At 69.2% G+C, this 20,740-nt stretch carries 23 protein-coding genes; 12 read left to right on the top strand and 11 right to left on the bottom strand.

From position 1 onward, the window contains the following. From CQY20_RS00485 to CQY20_RS00470, 4 genes are read left to right on the top strand one after another with little or no spacing between them, the layout of a single operon-like run. The gene (locus CQY20_RS00485) at positions 1 to 867 is read left to right on the top strand and encodes a metal ABC transporter solute-binding protein, Zn/Mn family (protein ID WP_097937792.1); all 867 of its coding nucleotides are present in this window, start codon (positions 1 to 3) and stop codon (positions 865 to 867) included. Beyond that, positions 860 to 1,693 (top strand): metal ABC transporter ATP-binding protein, encoded by an 834-nt coding sequence (locus CQY20_RS00480; protein WP_097937675.1) that lies wholly within the window; start codon positions 860 to 862, stop codon positions 1,691 to 1,693. Before CQY20_RS00485 ends, CQY20_RS00480 begins: the two co-directional genes overlap by 8 nt. Beyond that, positions 1,686 to 2,546, top strand: coding sequence for a metal ABC transporter permease (locus CQY20_RS00475; RefSeq protein WP_097937674.1), 861 nt, complete (start codon positions 1,686 to 1,688; stop codon positions 2,544 to 2,546). The genes CQY20_RS00480 and CQY20_RS00475 overlap by 8 nt, the downstream gene beginning before the upstream one ends. Before the next feature lie 48 nt (positions 2,547 to 2,594). Next, positions 2,595 to 3,404: an alpha/beta fold hydrolase gene (locus CQY20_RS00470; RefSeq protein WP_097937673.1), complete on the top strand. Its 810-nt coding sequence runs from the start codon at positions 2,595 to 2,597 to the stop codon at positions 3,402 to 3,404. A gap of 74 nt (positions 3,405 to 3,478) precedes the next feature. On the opposite strand, the gene CQY20_RS00465 is transcribed toward CQY20_RS00470, so the two are convergent. Next, a complete protein-coding gene (locus CQY20_RS00465) occupies positions 3,479 to 4,306 on the bottom strand; it encodes a sulfurtransferase (protein WP_097937672.1) in 828 nt (275 codons plus the stop codon). 28 nt (positions 4,307 to 4,334) lie between these two features. On the opposite strand from CQY20_RS00465, the gene CQY20_RS00460 reads away from it, so the two are divergent. The 3 genes from CQY20_RS00460 to CQY20_RS00450 are packed head-to-tail and all read left to right on the top strand — an operon-like array spanning position 4,335 to position 7,254. Beyond that, positions 4,335 to 5,093: a LamB/YcsF family protein gene (locus CQY20_RS00460; RefSeq protein WP_097937671.1), complete on the top strand. Its 759-nt coding sequence runs from the start codon at positions 4,335 to 4,337 to the stop codon at positions 5,091 to 5,093. Beyond that, entirely contained in the window at positions 5,093 to 6,022 is a 930-nt protein-coding gene (locus CQY20_RS00455; protein WP_097937670.1) for an MBL fold metallo-hydrolase, read from the top strand. Before CQY20_RS00460 ends, CQY20_RS00455 begins: the two co-directional genes overlap by 1 nt. Then, entirely contained in the window at positions 6,013 to 7,254 is a 1,242-nt protein-coding gene (locus tag CQY20_RS00450) for an SLC13 family permease (RefSeq protein ID WP_097937669.1), read from the top strand. Before CQY20_RS00455 ends, CQY20_RS00450 begins: the two co-directional genes overlap by 10 nt. Here CQY20_RS00450 and rlmB read toward each other — a convergent pair. Genes rlmB through carD form a run of 5 tightly spaced genes read right to left on the bottom strand, consistent with a single transcriptional unit; the run spans position 7,251 to position 11,245 of the window. Further along, a complete protein-coding gene (rlmB, locus tag CQY20_RS00445) occupies positions 7,251 to 8,189 on the bottom strand; it encodes a 23S rRNA (guanosine(2251)-2'-O)-methyltransferase RlmB (protein ID WP_097937668.1) in 939 nt (312 codons plus the stop codon). The two genes, CQY20_RS00450 and rlmB, sit on opposite strands and share 4 nt — an antisense overlap. Beyond that, positions 8,189 to 9,595 (bottom strand): cysteine--tRNA ligase, encoded by a 1,407-nt coding sequence (gene cysS / locus CQY20_RS00440; protein ID WP_371871069.1) that lies wholly within the window; start codon positions 9,593 to 9,595, stop codon positions 8,189 to 8,191. The genes rlmB and cysS overlap by 1 nt, the downstream gene beginning before the upstream one ends. 19 nt (positions 9,596 to 9,614) lie before the next feature. Continuing rightward, entirely contained in the window at positions 9,615 to 10,091 is a 477-nt protein-coding gene (gene ispF, locus CQY20_RS00435; protein ID WP_097937667.1) for a 2-C-methyl-D-erythritol 2,4-cyclodiphosphate synthase, read from the bottom strand. After that, complete coding sequence (gene ispD, locus CQY20_RS00430; protein ID WP_097937666.1) at positions 10,088 to 10,753, bottom strand: 2-C-methyl-D-erythritol 4-phosphate cytidylyltransferase; 666 nt, start codon at positions 10,751 to 10,753, stop codon at positions 10,088 to 10,090. The genes ispF and ispD overlap by 4 nt, the downstream gene beginning before the upstream one ends. A 3-nt stretch (positions 10,754 to 10,756) precedes the next feature. Continuing rightward, positions 10,757 to 11,245, bottom strand: a complete 489-nt coding sequence (gene carD, locus CQY20_RS00425; protein WP_003921720.1) for an RNA polymerase-binding transcription factor CarD — start codon at positions 11,243 to 11,245, stop codon at positions 10,757 to 10,759. A 315-nt stretch (positions 11,246 to 11,560) separates the two neighbouring features. On the opposite strand from carD, the gene CQY20_RS00420 reads away from it, so the two are divergent. The 3 genes from CQY20_RS00420 to disA are packed head-to-tail and all read left to right on the top strand — an operon-like array spanning position 11,561 to position 14,700. Continuing rightward, complete coding sequence (locus CQY20_RS00420) at positions 11,561 to 12,148, top strand: copper chaperone PCu(A)C domain-containing protein (protein ID WP_097937790.1); 588 nt, start codon at positions 11,561 to 11,563, stop codon at positions 12,146 to 12,148. Between the two features lie 44 nt (positions 12,149 to 12,192). Further along, positions 12,193 to 13,566 (top strand): DNA repair protein RadA, encoded by a 1,374-nt coding sequence (gene radA / locus CQY20_RS00415; RefSeq protein WP_097937665.1) that lies wholly within the window; start codon positions 12,193 to 12,195, stop codon positions 13,564 to 13,566. 24 nt (positions 13,567 to 13,590) lie between these two features. Next, positions 13,591 to 14,700 (top strand): DNA integrity scanning diadenylate cyclase DisA, encoded by a 1,110-nt coding sequence (disA, locus tag CQY20_RS00410; RefSeq protein WP_097937664.1) that lies wholly within the window; start codon positions 13,591 to 13,593, stop codon positions 14,698 to 14,700. A gap of 11 nt (positions 14,701 to 14,711) precedes the next feature. Here disA and CQY20_RS00405 read toward each other — a convergent pair whose 3' ends face one another. Next, entirely contained in the window at positions 14,712 to 15,494 is a 783-nt protein-coding gene (locus CQY20_RS00405; RefSeq protein WP_163701248.1) for a hypothetical protein, read from the bottom strand. A gap of 58 nt (positions 15,495 to 15,552) precedes the next feature. Further along, the gene (locus CQY20_RS00400) at positions 15,553 to 16,173 is read right to left on the bottom strand and encodes a carbonic anhydrase (protein ID WP_097937788.1); all 621 of its coding nucleotides are present in this window, start codon (positions 16,171 to 16,173) and stop codon (positions 15,553 to 15,555) included. A 37-nt stretch (positions 16,174 to 16,210) separates the two neighbouring features. Between CQY20_RS00400 and CQY20_RS00395 the strand changes: the two genes are divergently transcribed. Next, positions 16,211 to 17,104 (top strand): iron-sulfur binding domain-containing protein, encoded by an 894-nt coding sequence (locus CQY20_RS00395; RefSeq protein ID WP_272938787.1) that lies wholly within the window; start codon positions 16,211 to 16,213, stop codon positions 17,102 to 17,104. Between the two features lie 74 nt (positions 17,105 to 17,178). Here the strand turns inward: CQY20_RS00395 and CQY20_RS00390 are convergent, their stop codons facing one another. Further along, entirely contained in the window at positions 17,179 to 18,156 is a 978-nt protein-coding gene (locus CQY20_RS00390; RefSeq protein ID WP_097937662.1) for a helix-turn-helix domain-containing protein, read from the bottom strand. Positions 18,157 to 18,227: 71 nt separating this feature from the next. Between CQY20_RS00390 and CQY20_RS00385 the strand changes: the two genes are divergently transcribed. Then, the gene (locus tag CQY20_RS00385; RefSeq protein WP_097937661.1) at positions 18,228 to 18,482 is read left to right on the top strand and encodes a hypothetical protein; all 255 of its coding nucleotides are present in this window, start codon (positions 18,228 to 18,230) and stop codon (positions 18,480 to 18,482) included. Here the strand turns inward: CQY20_RS00385 and CQY20_RS00380 are convergent. Next, complete coding sequence (locus CQY20_RS00380; RefSeq protein WP_097937787.1) at positions 18,456 to 19,226, bottom strand: alpha/beta fold hydrolase; 771 nt, start codon at positions 19,224 to 19,226, stop codon at positions 18,456 to 18,458. The genes CQY20_RS00385 and CQY20_RS00380 overlap by 27 nt on opposite strands. 2 nt (positions 19,227 to 19,228) lie before the next feature. Next, complete coding sequence (locus CQY20_RS00375) at positions 19,229 to 20,707, bottom strand: NCS2 family permease (protein ID WP_097937660.1); 1,479 nt, start codon at positions 20,705 to 20,707, stop codon at positions 19,229 to 19,231. Between the last annotated feature and the right edge of the window lie 33 nt (positions 20,708 to 20,740).

Raw genomic sequence — 20,740 nt, 5'->3', positions numbered from 1 at the left:
ATGGCCGCATTCGCCGCCGCCGGCTGCAGCAGCGCAGGCTCGGCGCACGACGACGGCGGCGTCACCGTCGTGGCGACCACCGATGTGTGGGGCAGTGTCGCCGAGTCCGTTGCGGGCGAGCATGCGACGGTCAAGTCGATCGCATCAGGTGCATCCGCCGACCCGCACTCGTTTGAAGCGAGCCCGGCCGACGTGGCCGCCATCTCAGATGCGTCCCTGCTGGTCTACAACGGCGGCGGTTACGACCACTGGGTGGACGACGTGCTGGCCGAGCACCCCGACATCGACGCCGTCGACGCCTATTCGCTGCACGGCACCGACCAGAAGGCCAACGAACACGTCTTCTACGACGTCACGGTCGCCAAGGCCGTCGCCGAGGAGATCGCCAAGCGGCTCGCCGCCCTGGACTCCGCGCATGCGGACGAATACCACGCCAACGCAACGGACTTCGGCAAGCAGGCCGACGAGATCGCCGCGTCGCAACGGGCCATCGGAGAGGCGCACCCGGGAGGCGCGGTCGTCGCCACCGAACCGGTCGCGTACTACCTGCTGCGCAACGCCGGCCTCACCGACCGCACCCCGCCCGGATTCGCCAGCGCCGTGGAGGAAGGCGACGACCCGGCGCCCGCCGACGTCGCGGCGATGCTCGATCTCATCGACAACCATCAGGTGTCGGTGCTGCTGTTCAACTCGCAGACCGAAACCGCCGTCACCGACCAGATCAGGGAGGCGGCGCAGCGCGCGTCGCTGCCGGTGGTCACGGTCACCGAGACGTTGCCGCAGGGCGTGGACTACCTGACGTGGCAACGCAACACCACCGACGAGCTCGCCGCCCAATTCGACAAAGCCCCGCAGTCGAATCGATAGTGGCGTGGTGGATTCTGCCGACGTCGTCGACCTGAAGGGCGGCTGCCTGTCGTTCGGCGACCGCGTGTTGTGGAACCACCTCGACCTGACGGTGCGCGCTGGCGAGTTCATCGCGGTGCTCGGCCCGAACGGGACGGGCAAGACCTCGCTGCTGAAGGTGCTGCTGGGCGCGATGCCGCTGTCCGCAGGCACGGTGACGGTCGCGGGCAAGCCGGTGACCAAGGGCAGCCACGCGATCGGCTACGTGCCGCAGCATCGCGCGGTCGACCCCGGTCTGAGCCTGCGTGGCCGCGACATGGTCGGCCTCGGCGTCGACGGACACCGGTGGGGTTTGGCGAGCCTTCGACCGGCCGACCGGGCACGGCGACGCGATGCGATCGACGCCGCGCTGCGGCAGGTGAACGCCGAGCGGTTGGCCGCTGTGCCCGTCGGCGTGATGTCAGGCGGCGAGCTGCAGCGGGTGCGCATCGCCCAGGCCCTGGTCAGCGATCCGGCACTGCTGCTGTGCGACGAGCCGCTGCTCAACCTCGACCCGGCCAATGCGCGGCTGGTGTCGGCGTTGATCGACAACCGGCGGCGCGACGCCAACACCGCGGTGCTGTTCGTCACCCACGAGGTCAATCCCGTTCTGCCGTATGTGGATCGGGTGCTCTATCTGGTGAATGGCCGGTTCCGGATGGGCACGGTCGAGGAGGTGATGACGTCGGAGACGCTGTCGGAGCTCTACCGCGCCGACATCGAGGTGGTGAAGGTGCACGACCGCTACGTCGTCGTGGGTGAGCACACCGATCATTCCGGCCACACGAGCGGACACGAGCATGAGTGACCGCCTGAGCGAGCTGTGGTCGGCGCTGTTCGCGTTCGACGTCACCGCCGATCTGCTGCGCCGCGACTTCGTGCAGCAGGCGCTGCTGGCCGCGGTTCTGCTGGCCCTCGTCGCCGGCTTGATCGGGCCGTTCATCGTGATGCGGCAGATGTCGTTCGCGGTGCACGGTTCTGCCGAATTATCGTTGACCGGAGCAGCTTTCGCGTTGCTTACCGGGTTCAACGTCGGCCTCGGCGCCCTGGTGGGCAGCGCGCTGGCGGCCGTGCTGTTCGGCATTCTCGGGCAGCGCGCCCGTGAACGCGACTCCGCGATCGGTGTGGTGCTGGCGTTCGGGCTAGGTTTGGCGGTGTTGTTCATTCACCTCTACCCCGGCCGCACCGGCACGAGTTTCGCGTTGCTGACGGGTCAGATCGTCGGCGTTGGCTATTCCGGGTTGGCGCTGCTGACGGTCGTCACCGCGGTCGTGCTCGTCGTGCTGGCGATCTGCTATCGCCCGCTGCTGTTCAGCACCGTCGACCCGGAGGTGGCGGCGGCGCGCGGCGTGCCGGTGCGCGCGATGGGTATCGTGTTCGCCGCACTGGTCGGCGTGGTCGCCGCGCAAGGCGTGCAGATCGTCGGCGCGCTCTTGGTGATGTCGCTGTTGATCACACCGGCCGCTGCGGCTGCTCGCGTATTCTCCTCTCCCACAACGACAATCGTCGCGTCGGTGGTGTTCGCCGAGATATCCGCGGTCGGCGGCATCGTGGCATCACTCGCGCCGGGTGTGCCGGTGTCGGTTTTCGTCACCACAATCTCGTTCGCGATCTTTTTGGTGTGCTGGGCGGTTGGCAAGCGAGGTCGAATTTCGGCCTGATGCGGGTACCCCTTCATCGAAACCCCGTCCCGCCGAGAGGAGCAATTCGTGAATTGGACCTTGCCCGAGGAGTTCGAGACCGACGAGGGAGTGATCCGCTGGGGCCGCTTCGGCGCCGGTGCTGACCCGGTTGTGCTGGTGCACGGCACGGCGTTCTCGTCGTTTCTGTGGCGCGACATCGCGCCCGCGCTGGCACTGCGCCGTCCGGTGTTCGTATTCGATCACCTCGGCTACGGACAGTCCGACAAACGCGACGGCCAGGATCTCACGCTGGCCGCGCAGGGCCGCAGGTTCGCCCGCCTCCTCGAGCACTGGGGACTGCACGCGCCCAGCGTGGTCGCCCATGACATCGGCGGCGCGATCGTGTTGCGGGCACTGCTGCGCGAAGGCAGCACCTACCGCGACCTGACATTGCTCGACGCCGTCAGCGGCGGGCATTGGGAGGGCGGTCTTTTCAGCCTGATCCGGTCGAATTCCGAGGTGTTCGAGCGACTTCCGGAGTATGCGTTCACCGCGATCGCGGCCAGCCACTTCCGCAACGCCTCGCAGCGGGGCTTGCGGCCGGAGGTGCTGGAGGCATTCCTCGAGCCGTGGCGCGGCCGCGACGGTCAGGACGCCTACTACCGGCAGTACCGCCAATTGTCGGAGGACGACACCGCCGACTACGACACCGAACTGGCCGGCATCGACGTGCCGGTGAAGGTGCTGTGGGGCCGCGAGGACAGGATTTTGCCGCCCGAACACGGCATCTGGCTGTCGCAGCAGATCCCGCACGCCACGCTGCACTGGATCGCCGACGCGGGGCACCTGGTGCAGGAAGACGCTCCGGCCCAGCTGCTGGCACACCTGCTGTCTTAATCCGTCGCGAGACGGAATCGACGCAGGGTCCTCCTCGCGCGTTTGCTGCGTAGATTCCGTTTCGCGCGGAAGGATTAGGAGTCGCCGCGGGCCACCGGCCGACCCGGCTGCGAGCACCACTCCGACCACGAGCCCGGATACAGCGCCGCATCGCGCCCGGCCGCGGCGAGCGCGGCGATCACCACCGCGGCGGTGACGCCCGATCCGCAGTAGACGCCGACGTTTTCGCCGGCGCCGTCGAGCAGCCGCGCGAGGTCGGCGCCGGGCAGAAACGTTCCGTCCTCGCCGAGCACGGTGGTGCTGGGCAGGTTGCGGGCGCCGGGTATGTGGCCCGCGACCGGGTCGACCGGCTCCACGGCGCCTCGATACCGTTCGGGCGCCCGCGCGTCCAGCAGGGTCACATCGGCCAGCTGCGCGGCCGTCACGGTCGGCAACGCACCCGCGTAGAGGTCGTCGTGGGCGAGCACAACCTCGCCGGGTTGCGTTGCCGCCGTGCCCGTTTCGACATCGCCGCGCCACGCCGCCCAGCCGCCGTCCAGGATTCGGACGTCAGGAATGCCCGCGGCGGTCAGCACCCACCATGCGCGTGCCGAGGCCGCGCGATTCCAGTCGTCGTAGGCGACGACGCGCCCGCCCTGACGGATCCCCCACCGGCGGGCGGCAGCCTGAAGCGCCCGGCCCGACGGCAGCGGATGGCGTCCGCGTCCGGCGAGGGTGTGGTCGCTGAGCTCGTCCTCCAGCGACACGTACACCGCGCCGGGGATGTGGCCGCGTTCGTAGGCCGCGCGCCCGTCGGGTTCGGCCAACTGCCATCTGACATCCAGGATCGTCACCGGTTCTCCGGCTTCGAGCAGTTCGGCCAGTTCTGTCGCGCTGATCAGCACGTCGCTGCGTCGGTCCACACCACCACAGTGCCATTAGGCTGGCGGTATGGTGTCCGTCGATCTCAACGCCGACCTGGGTGAAAGCTTCGGGGCTTGGCAGATGGGTGACGACGACGCGATGCTCACCCTGGTCACCAGCGCGAACGTCGCGTGTGGTTTCCACGCCGGTGACCCGGTCACCCTGCGGCACAGCTGCGAGCAGGCCGTCAAGCAGGGCGTGCGGATCGGCGCGCAGGTCGGATACCGCGACCTGGCCGGCTTCGGCCGACGCTTCATCGACGTCACACCGGCGGAGTTGACCGCCGACGTCATCTACCAGATCGGCGCGCTGCAGTCGCTTGCGCACGCCGCGGGCTCATCCGTCGTCTATGTCAAACCGCATGGCGCGCTGTACAACGCGGTGGTCAACAACCGCGACCAGGCCCGCGCCGTCGCCGAGGCCGTGCACGCCGTCGACCCCGGCCTTGCGGTGCTCGGCCTGTCCGGATCGGTGTTCTTCACTGAGGCGGAGCGGCTCGGGCTGCGCACGGTGCCCGAGGCGTTCGCGGACCGCTCGTACCGGCCCGACGGCCAGCTGGTGTCCCGTCGGGAACGCAACGCCGTGCTGCACGACCCCGACGAGATCGCCGAGCGGGTGGCGATGATGGTGCAGTCCGGACGCGTCGTCGCCGTCGACGGGTCGACCATCCCGATCACGGTGGAATCGATTTGCGTACATGGTGATTCGCGGGACGCCGTACAGATCGCCACCGCCGTTCGTGAGCGCCTGCTCACGGAGGGCGTTCTGCTGGCGCCGTTCGCCTGATGCGCCTCAAGCCGGGGCGGCCCGACCTCGCTAACTACGCCGCCCGCTTCGACGTGCCCTCGGCGGTCGATGATGCGCCGCTGACGGTGACCTGGGCGGGCGTCACCACGATGCTCGTCGACGACGGCGTCTCTGCGCTGATGACCGACGGCTTCTTCTCGCGGCCACCCCTGGCCGCCGTCGGACTGGGCCGCATCGCGCCATCGGCGGAACGCATCGACGACGGCCTGGCCCGGCTGGGCGTGCACCGCACGGATCAAGTGGAAGCGGTGCTGCCCGTGCACACCCACTACGACCATGCGATGGACTCGGCCGTCGTCGCGCAGCGTACCGGCGCCAGGATCGTCGGCGGCCGCTCGGCCGCGCACGTCGGCATCGGCGGCGGACTGCTCCAGGACCGCGTGACCGTCGCGGCCACAGGCGAATCCGTCACGCTCGGCGCCTACGACGTCACGCTCATCGAGACAGGACACTGCCCGCCGGACCGGTTCCCCGGCGCGATCACCGCGCCCGTGACGCCGCCGGTGAAGGCGTCGGCCTACAAGTGCGGCGAGGCGTGGTCGACGCTGGTGCGCCACCGCCCGTCGGATCGGCGGCTGCTGATCGTCGGCAGCGCAGGCTTCGTGGCCGGCGCGCTGGCCGGGCACCGCGCCGAGGTGGTGTATCTGGGTGTCGGGCAGCTCGGCGTGCAGCCGCAGCGCTACCTCGTCGACTACTGGACCGAGACGGTGCGCACCGTCGGCGCGCGCCGCGTCGTGCTCACCCACTGGGACGACTTCTTCCGGCCGCTGAGCAAGCCGCTGCGTGCTCTGCCTTATGCCGCAGACGATCTCGATGTCTCGATGCGGGTACTCGGCGCGCTGGCCGCCGAGGACGGTGTGGCGCTGCATCTGCCGACGCTGTGGCAGCGTGCCGACCCGTGGAACTGATCCTCGCGCTGGCGGCGCTTGTCGTCGTGCTGGCATTTGCGATGATCAAGCCGCGGGGCTGGCCCGAGGCCGTCGCCGCGATACCGGCGGCCGTCCTGCTGGTGGCCTCCGATGTGGTGCCGTTGCACGCCGCCGTCGACGACGTGCAGCGCTTGCTGCCCGTGGTGGGGTTCCTCGCCGCGGTGCTGGTGCTGGCGCAACTGTGCGACGACGAGGGTTTGTTCCGTGCGGCAGGTGCGGCCATGGCGAAGTCGGCCAACGGGGACACTCGACAGCTGTTGGCGAAGGTCTTCGTCATCGGCGCGGTGACGACCGCGGTGCTGAGCCTGGACGCGACGGTCGTGCTTCTGACCCCCGTGGTGCTGGCCACCGCGCGCGCACTGTGGGTACCGGCCCGGCCGCACGCCTATGCGACCGCGCACCTGGCCAACACCGCGTCGCTGCTGCTGCCGGTGTCAAACCTGACCAATCTGCTGGCGTTCACCGCCGTTGGACTGTCGTTTCTGCATTTCACCGCGGTCATGGCGCCGGCCTGGTTGGCCGCCGTCGCGGTCGAATTCCTGCTGCTGCGCTGGCTTTTCAGGCGCGAGCTGGCCGCCAGGCCGCATCCGGAGCCGTCCGCGGATACGACGAGAGTGCCGGTGTTCGTGCTCGCGGTGCTGGCGCTGACGTTGGCCGGGTTCGCCGTGGTGTCCGCGCTCGGCTTGTCGCCGGCGTGGGCCGCGCTGGCCGGCGCCGTCGTTCTCGGTGTGCGGGCGCTGGCGCGGCGGGACACGTCGATCGCGGACATCGCCGCGGCTGCCGACGTGCCGTTCCTGATCTTCGTGCTATGTCTCGGAGTGGTCGTCGACGGAGTGATGCTGCACGGCCTCGATTCCGTCATGCGTGCCCTGTTGCCGGACGGCACAACGCTTCTCGCCCTGCTCGGCATCGCCGCGGTGGCCGCGGTGCTGAGCAATGTCGTCAACAATCTGCCCGCCGTGCTGGTGCTGCTGCCGCTGCTGGCGACGTCCGGGCCGCCCGCCGTGATGGCGATGCTGATCGGGGTCAACGTCGGACCAAACCTCACCTACGTGGGCTCGCTGGCAAACCTGTTGTGGCGCAGCGTGGTTCGCCAGGACATTCCGGCGGGGTTCCGCGAGTTCAGCCGGGTCGGCCTGGTGACGACGCCGCTGACGCTGCTCGCGGGCGTGCTAGGGCTGTGGCTGGGGCTGGCGCTGTTCGGCCGCTAACCCCTGCGCTGGCGGGCGATTTCGGCGAGCACCACACCGGCGGCCACCGAGGCGTTCAGCGACTCCGTCGGGCCCGCCATCGGGATGGACACGATCGCGTCGCAGTTCTCCCGAACCAGCCGCGACAGGCCCTTGCCCTCCGAACCGACGACCACCACCGTCGGATCGGTGCCGTCGAGCTGGTCGATGGTGAAGTCGCTGTTGGCGTCGAGACCGACCACCTGCAGACCGGCGTCGCGCCAATTCTTCAGTGTCCGATTCAGATTCGTGGCCCGCGCCACCGGCAGCCGGGCCGCCGCGCCCGCGCTGGTCCGCCACGCCACCGCGGTGACCGACGCCGACCGGCGCTGCGGGATCAGCACGCCGTGGCCGCCGAACCCGGCCACCGACCGCACGATCGCGCCGAGGTTGCGCGGATCTGAGATGTTGTCCAGCGCCACCAGCAGCGCGGGCCTGACGTCGGTCGTCGCGGCCGCCAGCAGGTCGTCGGGGTGGGCGTGCTCGTACGGCGGCACCTGCAGCGCGATGCCCTGGTGCAAGCCGTTGGCGCTGATCCGGTCCAGATCGCTGCGCGGCACCTCGAGGATCGAGATTCCCGCGTCGGCGGCGCGGCGCACGGATTCGGTCAGCCGCTCGTCTGCTTCGGCCCCCAACACGACGTACAGGGCGGTCGCGGGCACGCCGGCGCGCAGGCACTCCAGCACCGGGTTGCGGCCGAGCACGATCTCGTTGTCGTCGGTGCGCCGCTGCTGCTGGCGGCGCTGCTGCGCCTTGGCCGCGCGCTTGGCGGCCGGATGGTTGGGCCGCATGTGCGCGGGCGGCGTGGCGCCGCGGCCCTCGAGCCCGCGCCGACGGACTCCGCCCGAGCCGACCTTCGGCCCCTTCTTGGTGCCGGGTTTGCGCACCGCGCCCCGGCGTCGAGAGTTGCCGGCCATTACTTGGAATACCCGTCCAGCAGCGTCCACTGCGGCCCGTCGGCGGTGTCGGTGACCTCGATGCCCGCCTTCTTCAGGCGGTCGCGAATGGCGTCGGCCTCCGCCCAGTCCTTGCGCAGGCGGGCCTCTTCCCTGCGTTGAAGCTCGGCCTGCACCAGCACCTCGACCGCGGCGAGCGCGGCCCGTGCCTCATCGCGCGAGTCCCACCGGTCGTCGAGCGGGTCGCAGCCGAGGATGCCCATCATGGCCCGGATCGAGGAGGCCCGCGCCATCGCGGTCTCGTGGTCGCCTGCCTCCAGCGCGCGGTTGCCTTCGGCGCGGGCGGCGTGCACCTCGGCCAGCGCCATCGGCACGGACAGGTCGTCGTCGAGGGCGTTGGCGAACGTCTCGGTCCACTTGCCGATTGCGACGGCGCCGACGCGGTTGCGCACCCTATGCAGGAAGTCTTCGATCCCGCTGTAGGCCTTCGCGGCGTCCTGCAGCGCCGTCTCGGAGAACTCCAGCATCGACCGGTAGTGCGCGCTGCCCAGGTAGTAGCGCAGCTCGGCGGGCCGAACCCGTTGCAGCACAGCAGGAATCGCCAGCACGTTGCCCAGCGACTTGCTCATCTTCTCGCCGCCCATGGTGACCCAGCCGTTGTGCAGCCAGTACCGGGCGAACCGGTCGCCTGCACCCTCGGCCTGCGCGATCTCGTTCTCGTGGTGCGGGAAGATCAGATCCATTCCGCCTGCGTGGATGTCGAACTCGGGACCGAGGTAGGTCTCGCACATCGCCACGCATTCCGTGTGCCAGCCGGGCCGTCCCCGGCCCCACGGTGTCGGCCAGGACGGTTCGCCGGGCTTGGCGCCCTTCCACAGCGTGAAGTCGCGCTGGTCGCGCTTTCCCTTCGCGACGCCCTCACCCTGGTGGACGTCGTCGATCTTGTGGCCGGAGAGCTTGCCGTAACCGGGTTCGGGCAGCAGGCTTTTCACGTCGAAGTACACGTCGCCCTCGCCCGTGTAGGCGTGCCCACGCTCGATCAGCCGCTCGATCAGTTCGACCATCTGGGTGATGTGGCCGGTGGCGCGCGGCTCCGCCGACGGCGGAAGCACCCCCAGCGCGTCGTAGGCGGCCGAAAACTCACGCTCGTAGGTGGCGGCCCACTCCCACCACGGCCGGCCCGCGTCGGCCGCCTTGTTCAAGATCTTGTCGTCGATGTCGGTCACGTTGCGGATGAACGTGACGTCGTAGCCCTTGGCCATCAGCCAGCGGCGCAGCACGTCGAACGCCACCCCGCTGCGGACGTGGCCGATGTGCGGCAGGCCCTGCACGGTGGCCCCGCACAGGTAGATCGACACGTGGCCAGCACGCACCGGTACGAAGTCACGGACTTCGCCGGTCATCGTGTCGTATAGCCGCAATGTCACGACGGGCCAGCTTACCGGCCTATTCCGCGACCACGAGCAAAGCGGTCGCGATGGCGGCCAATCCCTCGCCGCGGCCGGTCAATCCGAGCCCGTCGGTGGTGGTGGCCGAAACCGACACAGGGGCCCCCAGCAGCGACGAGAGCAGCCGCTGCGCCTCGGCCCGCCGCGGCCCCACCTTGGGCCTGTTACCGATCACCTGGACGGCGGCATTGCCCACGCGGAAGCCCTCCGCGCGGAGCAGGCCGTGCACGTGGCCGAGCATGTCCGCGCCGCTCACCCCCGCCCAGCGCGGGTCGTCGGTGCCGAACACCTCGCCGATGTCGCCCAGCCCCGCAGCACTGAGCAGGGCGTCGCACAGCGCGTGGGCGGCGACGTCGCCGTCGGAGTGACCGGCGCAGCCGTCGACGCCTTCGAACCTCAGCCCCAGCAGCCAGCACGGCCTGCCCGCCTCGATCGGGTGCACATCGGTGCCGAGGCCGACCCTCGGTGTGCTCACGCGCCGCGCTCCAGCAGGGTCTCGGCCAGCAGCAGATCGTTCGGCGTGGTGATCTTGAAGGCCAGCGGGTCGCCGTCGACGACTTGCACCGGCGCACCCGTCATCTCCACCACCGAGGCGTCGTCGGTGAACCCGCCCGCCGCGGCCCGCTCGTAGGCGCGGCGCAGCAGGTCGGTGCGGAAGCCCTGCGGCGTCTGCACCGCCCGCAGGCCGGCCCGTTCCGGGGTGCCGAGCACGACGCCGTTGGCGTCGACGGCCTTGATGGTGTCGCTGACGGGCAGCCCGGGTATCACCGCGTCGTGCCCCGATCGAAGCGCGGCCACCACCCGCGCGATCAATGACGGCGGTGTGAGCGCCCTGGCGGCGTCGTGCACGAGCACGAACTCGGCGTCGTCGACAGCCGCCAGCGCCAACCGGACCGACTCGGCGCGGTCGGCTCCGCCCGCGACGATGACGGCGTCACCGCCGAACACCAGCTTGGCCTGATCGGTGCGGTTGGGCGGGACGGCGACGACGATGGAGTCGACGACACCGGAGTTGCGCAGCCCGTCGAGGGCATGCTCCAGCATCGGACGACCGCCCAAATTGACGAAGGCTTTCGGCGCGCCTGCGGCTAACCGTTCGCCGGACCCTGCGGCCGGTACAACGGCGACCGTGCTCATCCGTCAGGAAGCGGCGGCCAGAACCTCGTCGAGAATGGTCTCGGCCTTCGCGTCGTCAGTGTTCTCCGCGAGCGCCAGCTCGCCGACCAGGATCTGCCGGGCCTTCGCCAGCATGCGCTTCTCGCCCGCGGACAGGCCGCGCTCCTGATCGCGGCGCCACAGGTCGCGAACGACCTCGGCCACCTTGTTCACGTCGCCGGAAGCCAGCTTCTCGAGGTTAGCCTTGTAACGGCGCGACCAGTTGGTCGGCTCCTCGGTATGGGGGGCGCGCAGCACCTGGAACACCTTGTCGAGGCCCTCCTGTCCGACCACGTCGCGCACGCCGACATACTCGGCATTTTCCGCCGGGACTCGGACTGTGAGGTCTCCCTGGGCGACCTTCAAGACGAGATACTCTTTTTGCTCGCCTTTGATGGTCCGGGTTTCGATCGCCTCGATCAACGCAGCACCGTGGTGTGGATAGACAACGGTGTCTCCGACCTTGAAAATCATCTGATTCGAGCCCCTTTCGATAAACCCATCCTAACACGGAGCTCGGACACGTGTTGCACAACGGTGCAGGTCAGGGGCACCGCAGGTGGAGAGAGGGGCTTGACACCGCGGCGAATCCGTGCAAGGCGACGCCGTCTCAGCGACCCCTGTCCGACCCCTTTCACGTGCCTTGCGACGGTGTGCGGCAAACCCGGCAAGTGTGGTCGGACACCTCGGCTACCGCCGCAAACCGCCACCTACTACTGTGCATAGTCGAAGAGGTCCCCGGCACCGGAAACGCCATTGGCGCACCGGCCGAGCAGGAGGCATGTGAAGGTGAAACGCTTCAAACCGCGTAGGTCCCTCATCACCGCGGCCGTCGCCGCGTGCGGTGTGGCCGCCGCGACGGCCTTGGCCGGTTGCGGGGCCGGGCAGATCTCCCAGACCGCGACCCAACAGGCGGCGGTCAACGGGGCCGCGGCCAACGTCAGCGACACCGTCGCGCTGCGCAATGTGCACATGAGGGCCGACCAGGACAGCGACTTCCTGGAGCCGGGCACCGAGGTACCTCTGGTGTTCGTCGCGACCAACGATTCGCCCGACGTGGCGGACAAGCTGGTGCGGGTCACGTCCGACGTCGGAACCGTCAGGCTGACCGGTGATCTCACGCTGCAGCCCATGGACGTACTTGAGGTCAGCCGCGAGGAGAGCACAATCTCCGCGCTCGAGCAGGCCGAACGGGCCACCGCCGCCAAGGCGACCGTCGACCTGAGCAAGCCGGTCACCAACGGCCTGACGTACAACTTCACGTTCACGTTCGAGAAGGCCGGCGAGGTCACCGTCGCCGTGCCGATTTCGGCGAGCGAGGGGCGCGAGCGCGGCTCCAGTGGCGGATCCGGCGGCGACACGGGCGGCCATCACTAACGGATCTGACCGGATCTGTCGGTAGCGGCAGATACCGTCACTGCGTGGCCAAGGCACGCTCGCAATACCGCTGCTCGGAGTGCCATCACGTCACCGCGAAATGGGTTGGCCGCTGCCCGGATTGCGGCACCTGGGGCACCGTTGACGAAGTCGCCGTGCTGGCCACCGTCAACGGCGTCGCGGCCCGCAGAACCGTCGCTCCGACGACCCCGGCCGTGCCGCTCAGTTCGATCGATCCCAGCACCACCAAGCACTTCCCCACCGGCGTCAGTGAACTCGACCGCGTGCTCGGCGGGGGCATCGTGCCGGGCTCGGTGACCCTGCTCGCCGGCGATCCGGGGGTGGGCAAGTCGACGCTGCTGCTCGAGGTGGCCAGTCGGTGGGCGGAGTCGGGCCGACGTGCGCTGTACCTGTCCGGCGAGGAGTCTGCGGGCCAGATCCGGATGCGCGCCGAGCGCACCGGCTGCGCTCACGACGACGTCTTCTTGGCGGCGGAGTCGGATCTGCAGACCGCGCTGGGCCACATCGACGAGGTGCGGCCGACGCTTGTGGTGGTCGACTCGGTGCAGACCATGTCGACGACGGAGGCCGACGGCGTCACGGGCGGTGTCACCCAGGTGCGCGCGGTGACGACGGCGTTGACGATGACGGCGAAGACCACCGGCGTGGCCATCATCCTGGTCGGCCATGTGACCAAGGACGGCGCCATCGCCGGGCCGCGCTCGCTGGAACACCTCGTCGACGTCGTGCTGCATTTCGAAGGCGACAAGACGTCGTCGCTGCGGATGGTGCGCGGCGTCAAGAACCGGTTCGGCGCCGCCGACGAGGTCGGCTGTTTCATGTTGCACGACAACGGAATCGAATGCGTCGCCGACCCGTCCGGGCTATTTCTGGATCAGCGTCCCGCACCGGTTTCCGGCACCGCTGTCACCGTGACACTCGACGGCAAGCGTCCGCTCATCGGTGAAGTGCAGGCGCTTATCGCGGCGCCGACGGGCACGCCGCGGCGGGCGGTCAGCGGCATCGACTCGTCCCGCGCGGCGATGATCGCCGCGGTGCTGGAGAAGCGGGCCCATCTGCGGGTCGGCCCGTGCGACATCTATCTGTCCACCGTCGGCGGGATGCGGTTGACCGACCCGTCGTCGGATCTGGCCGTCGCGCTGGCCATCGCGTCGGCCTACGTCGATCTACCCCTGCCGACGACGGTCGTCGCGATCGGTGAAGTGGGCCTGGCCGGCGACCTTCGACGGGTCAGCGGCATGGAGCGGCGCCTTGCCGAGGCGGCCCGGCTCGGATTCACATGCGCGATAGTTCCGCCCGGCGTCCAAACCGTGCCGATAGGCTTACGGGCGATAGCGGCCGACAACATCACCGCGGCGATGAGGGTGCTGCGGGATGTCAGCAACAACAGCGGGTAAGCGGGGCCGCTTCGAGGAGGGGCCATGGCGGTGAAGTCCAGCCGTCGCAACGTGGTGCAGCTGGCCCGCCCGACGCTGCGCGAGACCATCGGCAGGCTGGCACCGGGCACCGCGCTGCGCGACGGCCTGGAACGCATCCTGCGCGGCCGCACGGGCGCGCTGATCGTGCTCGGCTACGACGACAGCGTCGAGGCCATCTGCGACGGCGGCTTCGTGCTCGACATCCGCTACGCGCCGACGCGGCTGCGGGAGCTGTCCAAGATGGACGGCGCCGTGGTGCTGTCCAGCGACGGCACCCGAATCCTGCGCGCCAACGTGCAGCTGGTGCCCGACCCGTCGATACCGACCGACGAGTCAGGCACCCGGCACCGCTCGGCCGAGCGCACCGCGATCCAGACCGGCTATCCCGTTATCTCCGTTAGCCATTCGATGAGCATCGTGACGGTGTATGTGGCCGGCGAGCGGCACGTGGTGCCCGACTCGGCGACCATCCTGTCGCGGGCCAACCAGACCATCGCCACGCTGGAGCGGTACAAGTCCCGGCTGGACGAGGTGAGCAGGCAGCTGTCGACCGCCGAGATCGAGGACTTCGTCACCCTGCGCGACGTGATGACGGTGGTGCAACGCCTGGAGATGGTGCGCCGAATCAGCCTCGAAATCGATTCCGACGTCGTCGAACTCGGCACCGACGGCCGTCAGCTCAAGCTTCAACTCGAGGAGTTGGTCGGCGACAACGACACCGCGCGCGAGCTGATCGTGCGCGACTATCACGCCAACCCCGACCCGCCGTCGACGGCGCAGGTGCGCGCCACACTAGAGGAGCTGGACAGCCTCTCGGACAACGAGCTGCTCGACTTCACAACGCTGGCAAGGGTTTTCGGCTATCCGTCCACCGCGGAGGCGCAGGACTCGGCGATGAGTTCACGCGGCTACCGCGCCATGGCCGGCATCCCGCGTCTGCAGTTCGCCCACGTCGATCTGCTGGTGCGCTCGTTCGGCTCGCTGCAGGGGCTGCTGGCGGCCAGCGCGAGCGATCTGCAGTCGGTGGAGGGCATCGGCTCGATGTGGGCGCGCCACATCCGCGAGGGATTGTCGGCGCTGGCGGAGTCGACGATCGCCGACCGGCTGGCTTAACCGCTTACCGCTCAGCCCGGCGTCGCGGGCGAATCCGTCACGTGCGGTGTGCCCTCGGGGGGCGCGGGGTTCTCGCCCTGCTGTGCGGGCTCGGACAGGATGAACGGCACCGGCGCGGAGCGCAGATTGCCCAGCTGCACCATCAGGTTGTAGGTGCCGGGCCCGATCGGCTGGCGCGGCAGCGGGCATCCCGGCGCCGAGCCCATACCGGTCCAGGTCACCTCGGTGGTCACCTGCTCGCCGGGGTTGAACGTCTTGACCAGTGTCTCGTTGGACGGCGCGCAGTCCAGGTTGGACCACAACCGGGTGTTGTCCAGGCTGTAGACGTAGGCCGCGAGGACGGCGGCGCCCACGTCGCGCTTGCAGGCCACCAGGCCGATGTTGGTGACGACCATGGTGAACTTCGGCTGGTCGCCGACCACGTAGTCGGGCTGGCTGGTGATGCCCTTGACGGCCAGCGTGGAGTCGGGGCAGTCGTCGCCCTCCTGCAGCACCGGCGGCGGTGTGACGGCGGCGGTCGGCGTCGGCGTCGGCGCGGGGGCGTTGGCGGCCGGCGGCATGATGGGCGTCTTGACCTCGGGGTTCTCGCCGGGCAGCGGGGTCGGCGTCGCGGCAGGGGTGGGTGCGGGGGCTTCCTCGGCGTTCTTCGTCTCGGCGCCGGACGACTTCATGACGACCATCACCACGGTTGCGGCGATGACCCCGATGACGAGCACCGCGATGCCCAACGCAAGCGCCCTACGCCGCCAGTAGATCTGCGGGGGCAATGGGCCTTGCGGCTCTAGATCCAGCACAGCATCACGGTAAAGCCAGGTCAGGCACAATCGGCCGAGGTGACTCGGCGTGTCGGACTCAGGCTTCGCCGATGTCGCCCAGATGGTCGCGCAGTTCGGCCCTGCCGTCGGCCAGCCGATAGGTGACACCGGCGATCGCGACCGCGCCCGCGTCGAGGCGTTCGGCGACCGCGGTCGAGCGGGCGCGCAACTGGGCGACCGTCTCCGAGACGTGCCTTGCCTCGAACTCGTCGACCCGGTGCAGCCCGTCGCGGCGGCCGAGCAGGATCGACGGCGTGACCCGTTCGACGACGTCGCGGACGTAGCCGGTGGGCACAGCCCCGCCGTCGAGCGCAGAGAGCGCTGCGGTGACCGCACCGCAGCTGTCGTGGCCCAACACCACGATCAGCGGGACGTTGAGCACCTCGACGGCGTACTCGATCGACCCGAGCACCGCGCTGTCGATGACGTGGCCCGCCGTGCGCACCACGAACATGTCGCCGAGGCCCTGGTCGAAGATGATCTCGGCGGCCACCCTGCTGTCGGCGCAGCCGAACAGCACCGCGGTCGGCTTCTGGCCCTCGGCCAGCGCGGAGCGGTGTTGGATGCTCTGGCTGGGATGCAGAGGCTTACCCGCGACGAAGCGCTCGTTACCCTCCTTGAGTGCCTTCCAAGCGGTCACGGGATTGGTGTTGGGCATGGCCGCCATTGTGCCTGACGGAGCGACGCCGAACAGGATGACTGCCAGCTTGTCGATCAACAGCAGCGAACTGCTCGACTGGTATGACCGATCACAACGCGACCTGCCGTGGCGGCGCCCTGGCGTCACGCCGTGGCAGGTGCTGGTCAGCGAGTTCATGCTGCAGCAGACGCCCGTAGCGCGGGTAGAGCCCGTGTGGCTGGACTGGGTGGCACGCTGGCCCACCCCGTCCGCCACCGCCGCGGCCAGCGCCGCCGACGTGCTGCGCGCGTGGGGCAAGCTCGGCTACCCGCGGCGCGCCAAGCGGTTACACGAGTGCGCCGTCGTGATCGCGACCGAGCACGGCGACGTGGTGCCCTCCGACGTCGAGACCCTGCTGACGCTGCCCGGCGTCGGCGCATACACCGCGCGCGCGATCGCGTGCTTCGCCTATCGGCAGCGGGTGCCGGTGGTGGACACCAACGTCCGGCGCGTGGTGGCAAGGGCTGTGCACGGCAGGGCCGACGCCGCCGCATCGCCGTCGCCGCGCGATCTCGAAGACGTCGCCGCCCTGTTGCCGAACAACGGTGACGCGCCGCGGTTTTCGGTCGCGCTGATGGAATTGGGTGCCACCGTGTGCACCGCACGGGCGCCCCGCTGCGGAACCTGCCCGCTGAGCGTGTGCGCCTGGCGCGCGGCCGGATATCCGGCTGCGACGACGCCCGCGCGGCGGGTTCAGAAATATGCGGGCACCGATCGCCAGGTGCGCGGCCGGCTGCTGGATGTGTTGCGCGCCAGCGACTCTCCGGTCACGCGCGCTCAGCTCGACGTCGCCTGGCTGATCGACACGGCGCAGCGAGACCGGGCGCTGGATTCGCTGCTCGTCGACGGGTTGGTCGAGCAGACCGCCGACGGCCGCTTCGCCCTGGCCGGCGAAGGGGACGGCGCCTAATCCCGCGAGCAGACGCTAAAGTCCGGGTTGTCCTGGGGTTTTGCGGGCACGAGCGTCTGCTCGCGGAAGGAAAGTCAGGCGGTCTTGGCGCAGCCCGGATCCATGCTGCAGGCGAAGCTGCGCCGGTAGTCCGACGGCGTCACCCCGATGATCCGGCGGAAGTGGTGCCGCAGCAGCGTCGCGGTGCCGAAGCCCGAGCGCTCGGCGATCCGGTCGATGTCGAGATCGGTCTCCTCCAACAGGCGGCGCGCGTAGAGCACTCGTTGATCGGTGACCCACTGCATGGGCGTCGTGCCGGTCTCCTCGACGAAACGCCGCGCGAACGTGCGCGCCGACATGCTGGCCCGCCGCGCGAGGCTGGCCACCGTGTGCGGCTTGTCCAGGTTCGCCAGGATCCAATCCAGGTGCGGCGCAAAGCCTTCCGAACACCGGACCGGGATCGGCTGGTCGATGTACTGGCGCTGGCCGCCGTCGCGCTGCGGCGGGACCACCATCCTGCGCGCGATCTTGTTGGTGATCTCGCTGCCGAGTTCACGACGCACCAGGTGCAGGCAGGCGTCGATGCCCGCGGCGGTGCCCGCGCTGGTGATCAGGTTGCCGTCGTCGACGAACAACACGTTGCGGTCCACCCGCGCCGTCGGGAAGCGCCGCGCCAACTCGTCGGCGTGCATCCAGTGCGTCGTGCAGGGGCGCCCGTCCAGCAGGCCCGCCTCCCCCGCGACGAACGCGCCGGAGCAGACGGTCAGGATGATCGCTCCGGCTTCGGCGGCGGCCCGTACCGCCTTCAGCGCCTCAGGCAGGTAGTCCGATCCGCCGATGGCCGGGATCGCGACGAGGTCGGCGCCCACGAGATCGTCGAGGCCGTGGTCGGGGATCAGGGTGGCACCGACGGAGGTGCGCAGCGGCATGCCGGGTTCCGGGCCGCAGACCTTGAAATCGAAGTTGGGCACGCCGTCGGCGGAGCGGTCGATTCCGAAGACCTCGCAGATCACCCCGAACTCGAAGACGGCCAAGCGGTCGAGCACCAGCGCTGACACTTTCTCAATTGGCATGGCAGTATCTTATCGTATGATGTCGCTCCTGCCACTGTTGGCGGTATCTTTCCCCGCGAATGATTACTGCCATGACTACTGCACTGACTTTCCTGATCCTGGTGGCTCCGTTCGCGGTGGCCGCATCGCTCAGCTGGGCGGCGCACCGTTCTGACTCGCTGCGCGTCCGGTTCGACCAGTTCCGGTGGTCCGCTCCGATGGTCGGCAGATTGTTCGAGGACGACCGCGACGGCTTCCGGGTCGCCCACGACGTCGACGCGATCCGGACCCGCTTCGAGAAGCAGCCGTTCTGGCCCGATTCAGGCGCTCGGGGCGAACGTCGTTAGGAACGTCTCGACAGCGTCTCGATACATCTGCGGAGCTTCGTCGTGCACGAGATGGCCGGCTCCGGGCACCTTCAAATGGGCGCTCCGGTAGCCGGTTTCGTGCATCTTGAGCATCTGACCCTGCGGCGTGACGGTGTTTTCGGCTTCGATGAGCATTGCGGGCACGCGTACCTCGTGCCACTGCGACCAGTAGTCGCGGGTGCCCCATTCGGCGGCGATCTCGATCCAGATCTCGGTGTGCCCGTGCAGTCGCCATCCCGTCTCGGTGCGGTCGAACGCCTTGAGGAAGTAGCGCCCGGCCACGGGCCCGAATTCGTCGTAAACCTGTTTCTCTGAAGTGAATTCGACCGGCAGCGCATGCAGCCACGGCTCCCACGGTCCGGTCGTGCGGCCGCGGAAGTCCGGCGCCATGTCCCCGATCACCAGCGCGCCGACCAATTCGGGTTGCGATGCCGCAAGGCACCACGCGTGCAGCGCGCCCATCGAATGGCCGATCAGCGTCGCGGGCCGCCCCAGCGTCTCCACCGCCTCGCCGAGATCGGCGACGAACCGCTCGGTGCATATCGGATGCGGATCGGCGACGTCGCGGCCGCGGTGCCACAGCGCGTCGTAGGTGTACACCTCGCCGTGCCGCACCAGCCACGGCAGCTGCCGCGACCAGGTGCTGCCGCGGCCCATCAGCCCGTGCAGCAACACGATTGGCGTGCCTGCACCACCGCGTGGCGTCAGCAGAGCACCGCTCACCGTCACATCCCGATCAGCGATTCGACCCAACCGCGCGCGAAGTAGACGAGGAAGCCCGCAGCGACGATCCACAACAACGGACTGACCTCGCGCCACTTGCCCGTCGCCGAACGCACCACCACCCAGGAGATGAAGCCGACGCCGATGCCGTTGGCGATCGAGTAGCTCAGCGGCATCGTCGCGACGGTCAGCACGACCGGCAGGCCCACCGAGAACTCGGACAGGTCGATGTGGCGCAGCTGCGAGACCATCATCACGCCGACGATCACCAGGGCGGCGGCGGCCACTTCGGTCGGCACCACCGACGCCAGCGGGGTGACGAACATCGCGGCCAGAAACAGCACGCCGGTCACCAGGTTCGCCGCGCCGGTGCGGGCGCCCTCCTCGATGCCGGCCGCCGATTCGATGAACACCGTGTTCGACGACGCCGACGCCGAACCGCCGACCGCGGCGCCCGCGCCCTCCACGATCAACGCCGAGCGCAGCCGCGGGAAGTTGCCCTGCTCGTCGGACAGGCCTGCTTCCCGCGACAGTCCGGTGAAAGTGCCCATCGCGTCGAAGAAGTTCGCGAACACCAGGGTGAAGACGAGCATGACGGCGGCCAGCACGCCGATGCGGCCGAAGCTGTCGAAGCTGAACGCACCGACCAGCGAAAGGTCGGGCAGCGAGAACGGCGAGCCGGCCAGCGTCGGCACCGAAAGGCTCCAGCCGCCCGGCGTCTCGGTGGCCGACCCGAGATGCCATATCGCCTCGACGATCATCGCGAGCACGGTGCCCGCGACGAGGCCGATCAGGATGCCGCCGCGCACCTTGCGCACGACGAGGATGCCGGTGGCAAGCAGTGTGATCACGAAGATGACGGTCGGCACGGCGGCGATCGACCCGGTTCCGCCCGATCCCAACCCGACGGGCGGCGACGCGACGCCGGTCGAGCCGATGAACCCGGCATCGACCAGACCGATGAACAGGATGAACAGCCCGATGCCTGCGGTGATCGCAAGTTTGAGCTCCATCGGGACCGCGTCGAACACAAGACGGCGCAATCCGGTGGCGGCCAGCACCACGATGATCAAGCCGTCGATGACGACCAAACCCATGGCCTCGGGCCAGGTGAGCGACCCGACCACCGTCGTCGCGAGGAACGAGTTGATGCCGAGGCCCGCGGCGAACGCGAACGGCAGCCGTGCGATGACGCCGAAGACGATCGTCATGAGCCCCGCGGCAAGCGATGTCACCGCCGACACCTGCGCGAAGTCCAGCCGGTTGCCCGACACGTCGGCGGAGCCGGACAGGATGATCGGGTTCAGCACGATGATGTAGGCCATCGCGATGAAGGTGACCAGCCCGCCGCGGATCTCGGCGGCCCAGGTCGATCCGCGCGCCGACAGTTCGAAGAAGGCGTCCAGGCGGCCGACACCGCGCCGCTCGTCGCCGTCCTTCGCGTCCGCCGTGGCGCTTGGTTGCTGTTCGCCCCCTGTCATAACTGGAAACCATAGGTGGATCTGCGTGTCTTT

This window comes from Mycolicibacterium agri (assembly GCF_002553505.1).
Classification (GTDB): domain Bacteria; phylum Actinomycetota; class Actinomycetes; order Mycobacteriales; family Mycobacteriaceae; genus Mycobacterium; species Mycobacterium agri.
Note: the sequence above shows the minus strand (reverse complement) of the source record. Positions and strands in the feature narration are given on the sequence as shown.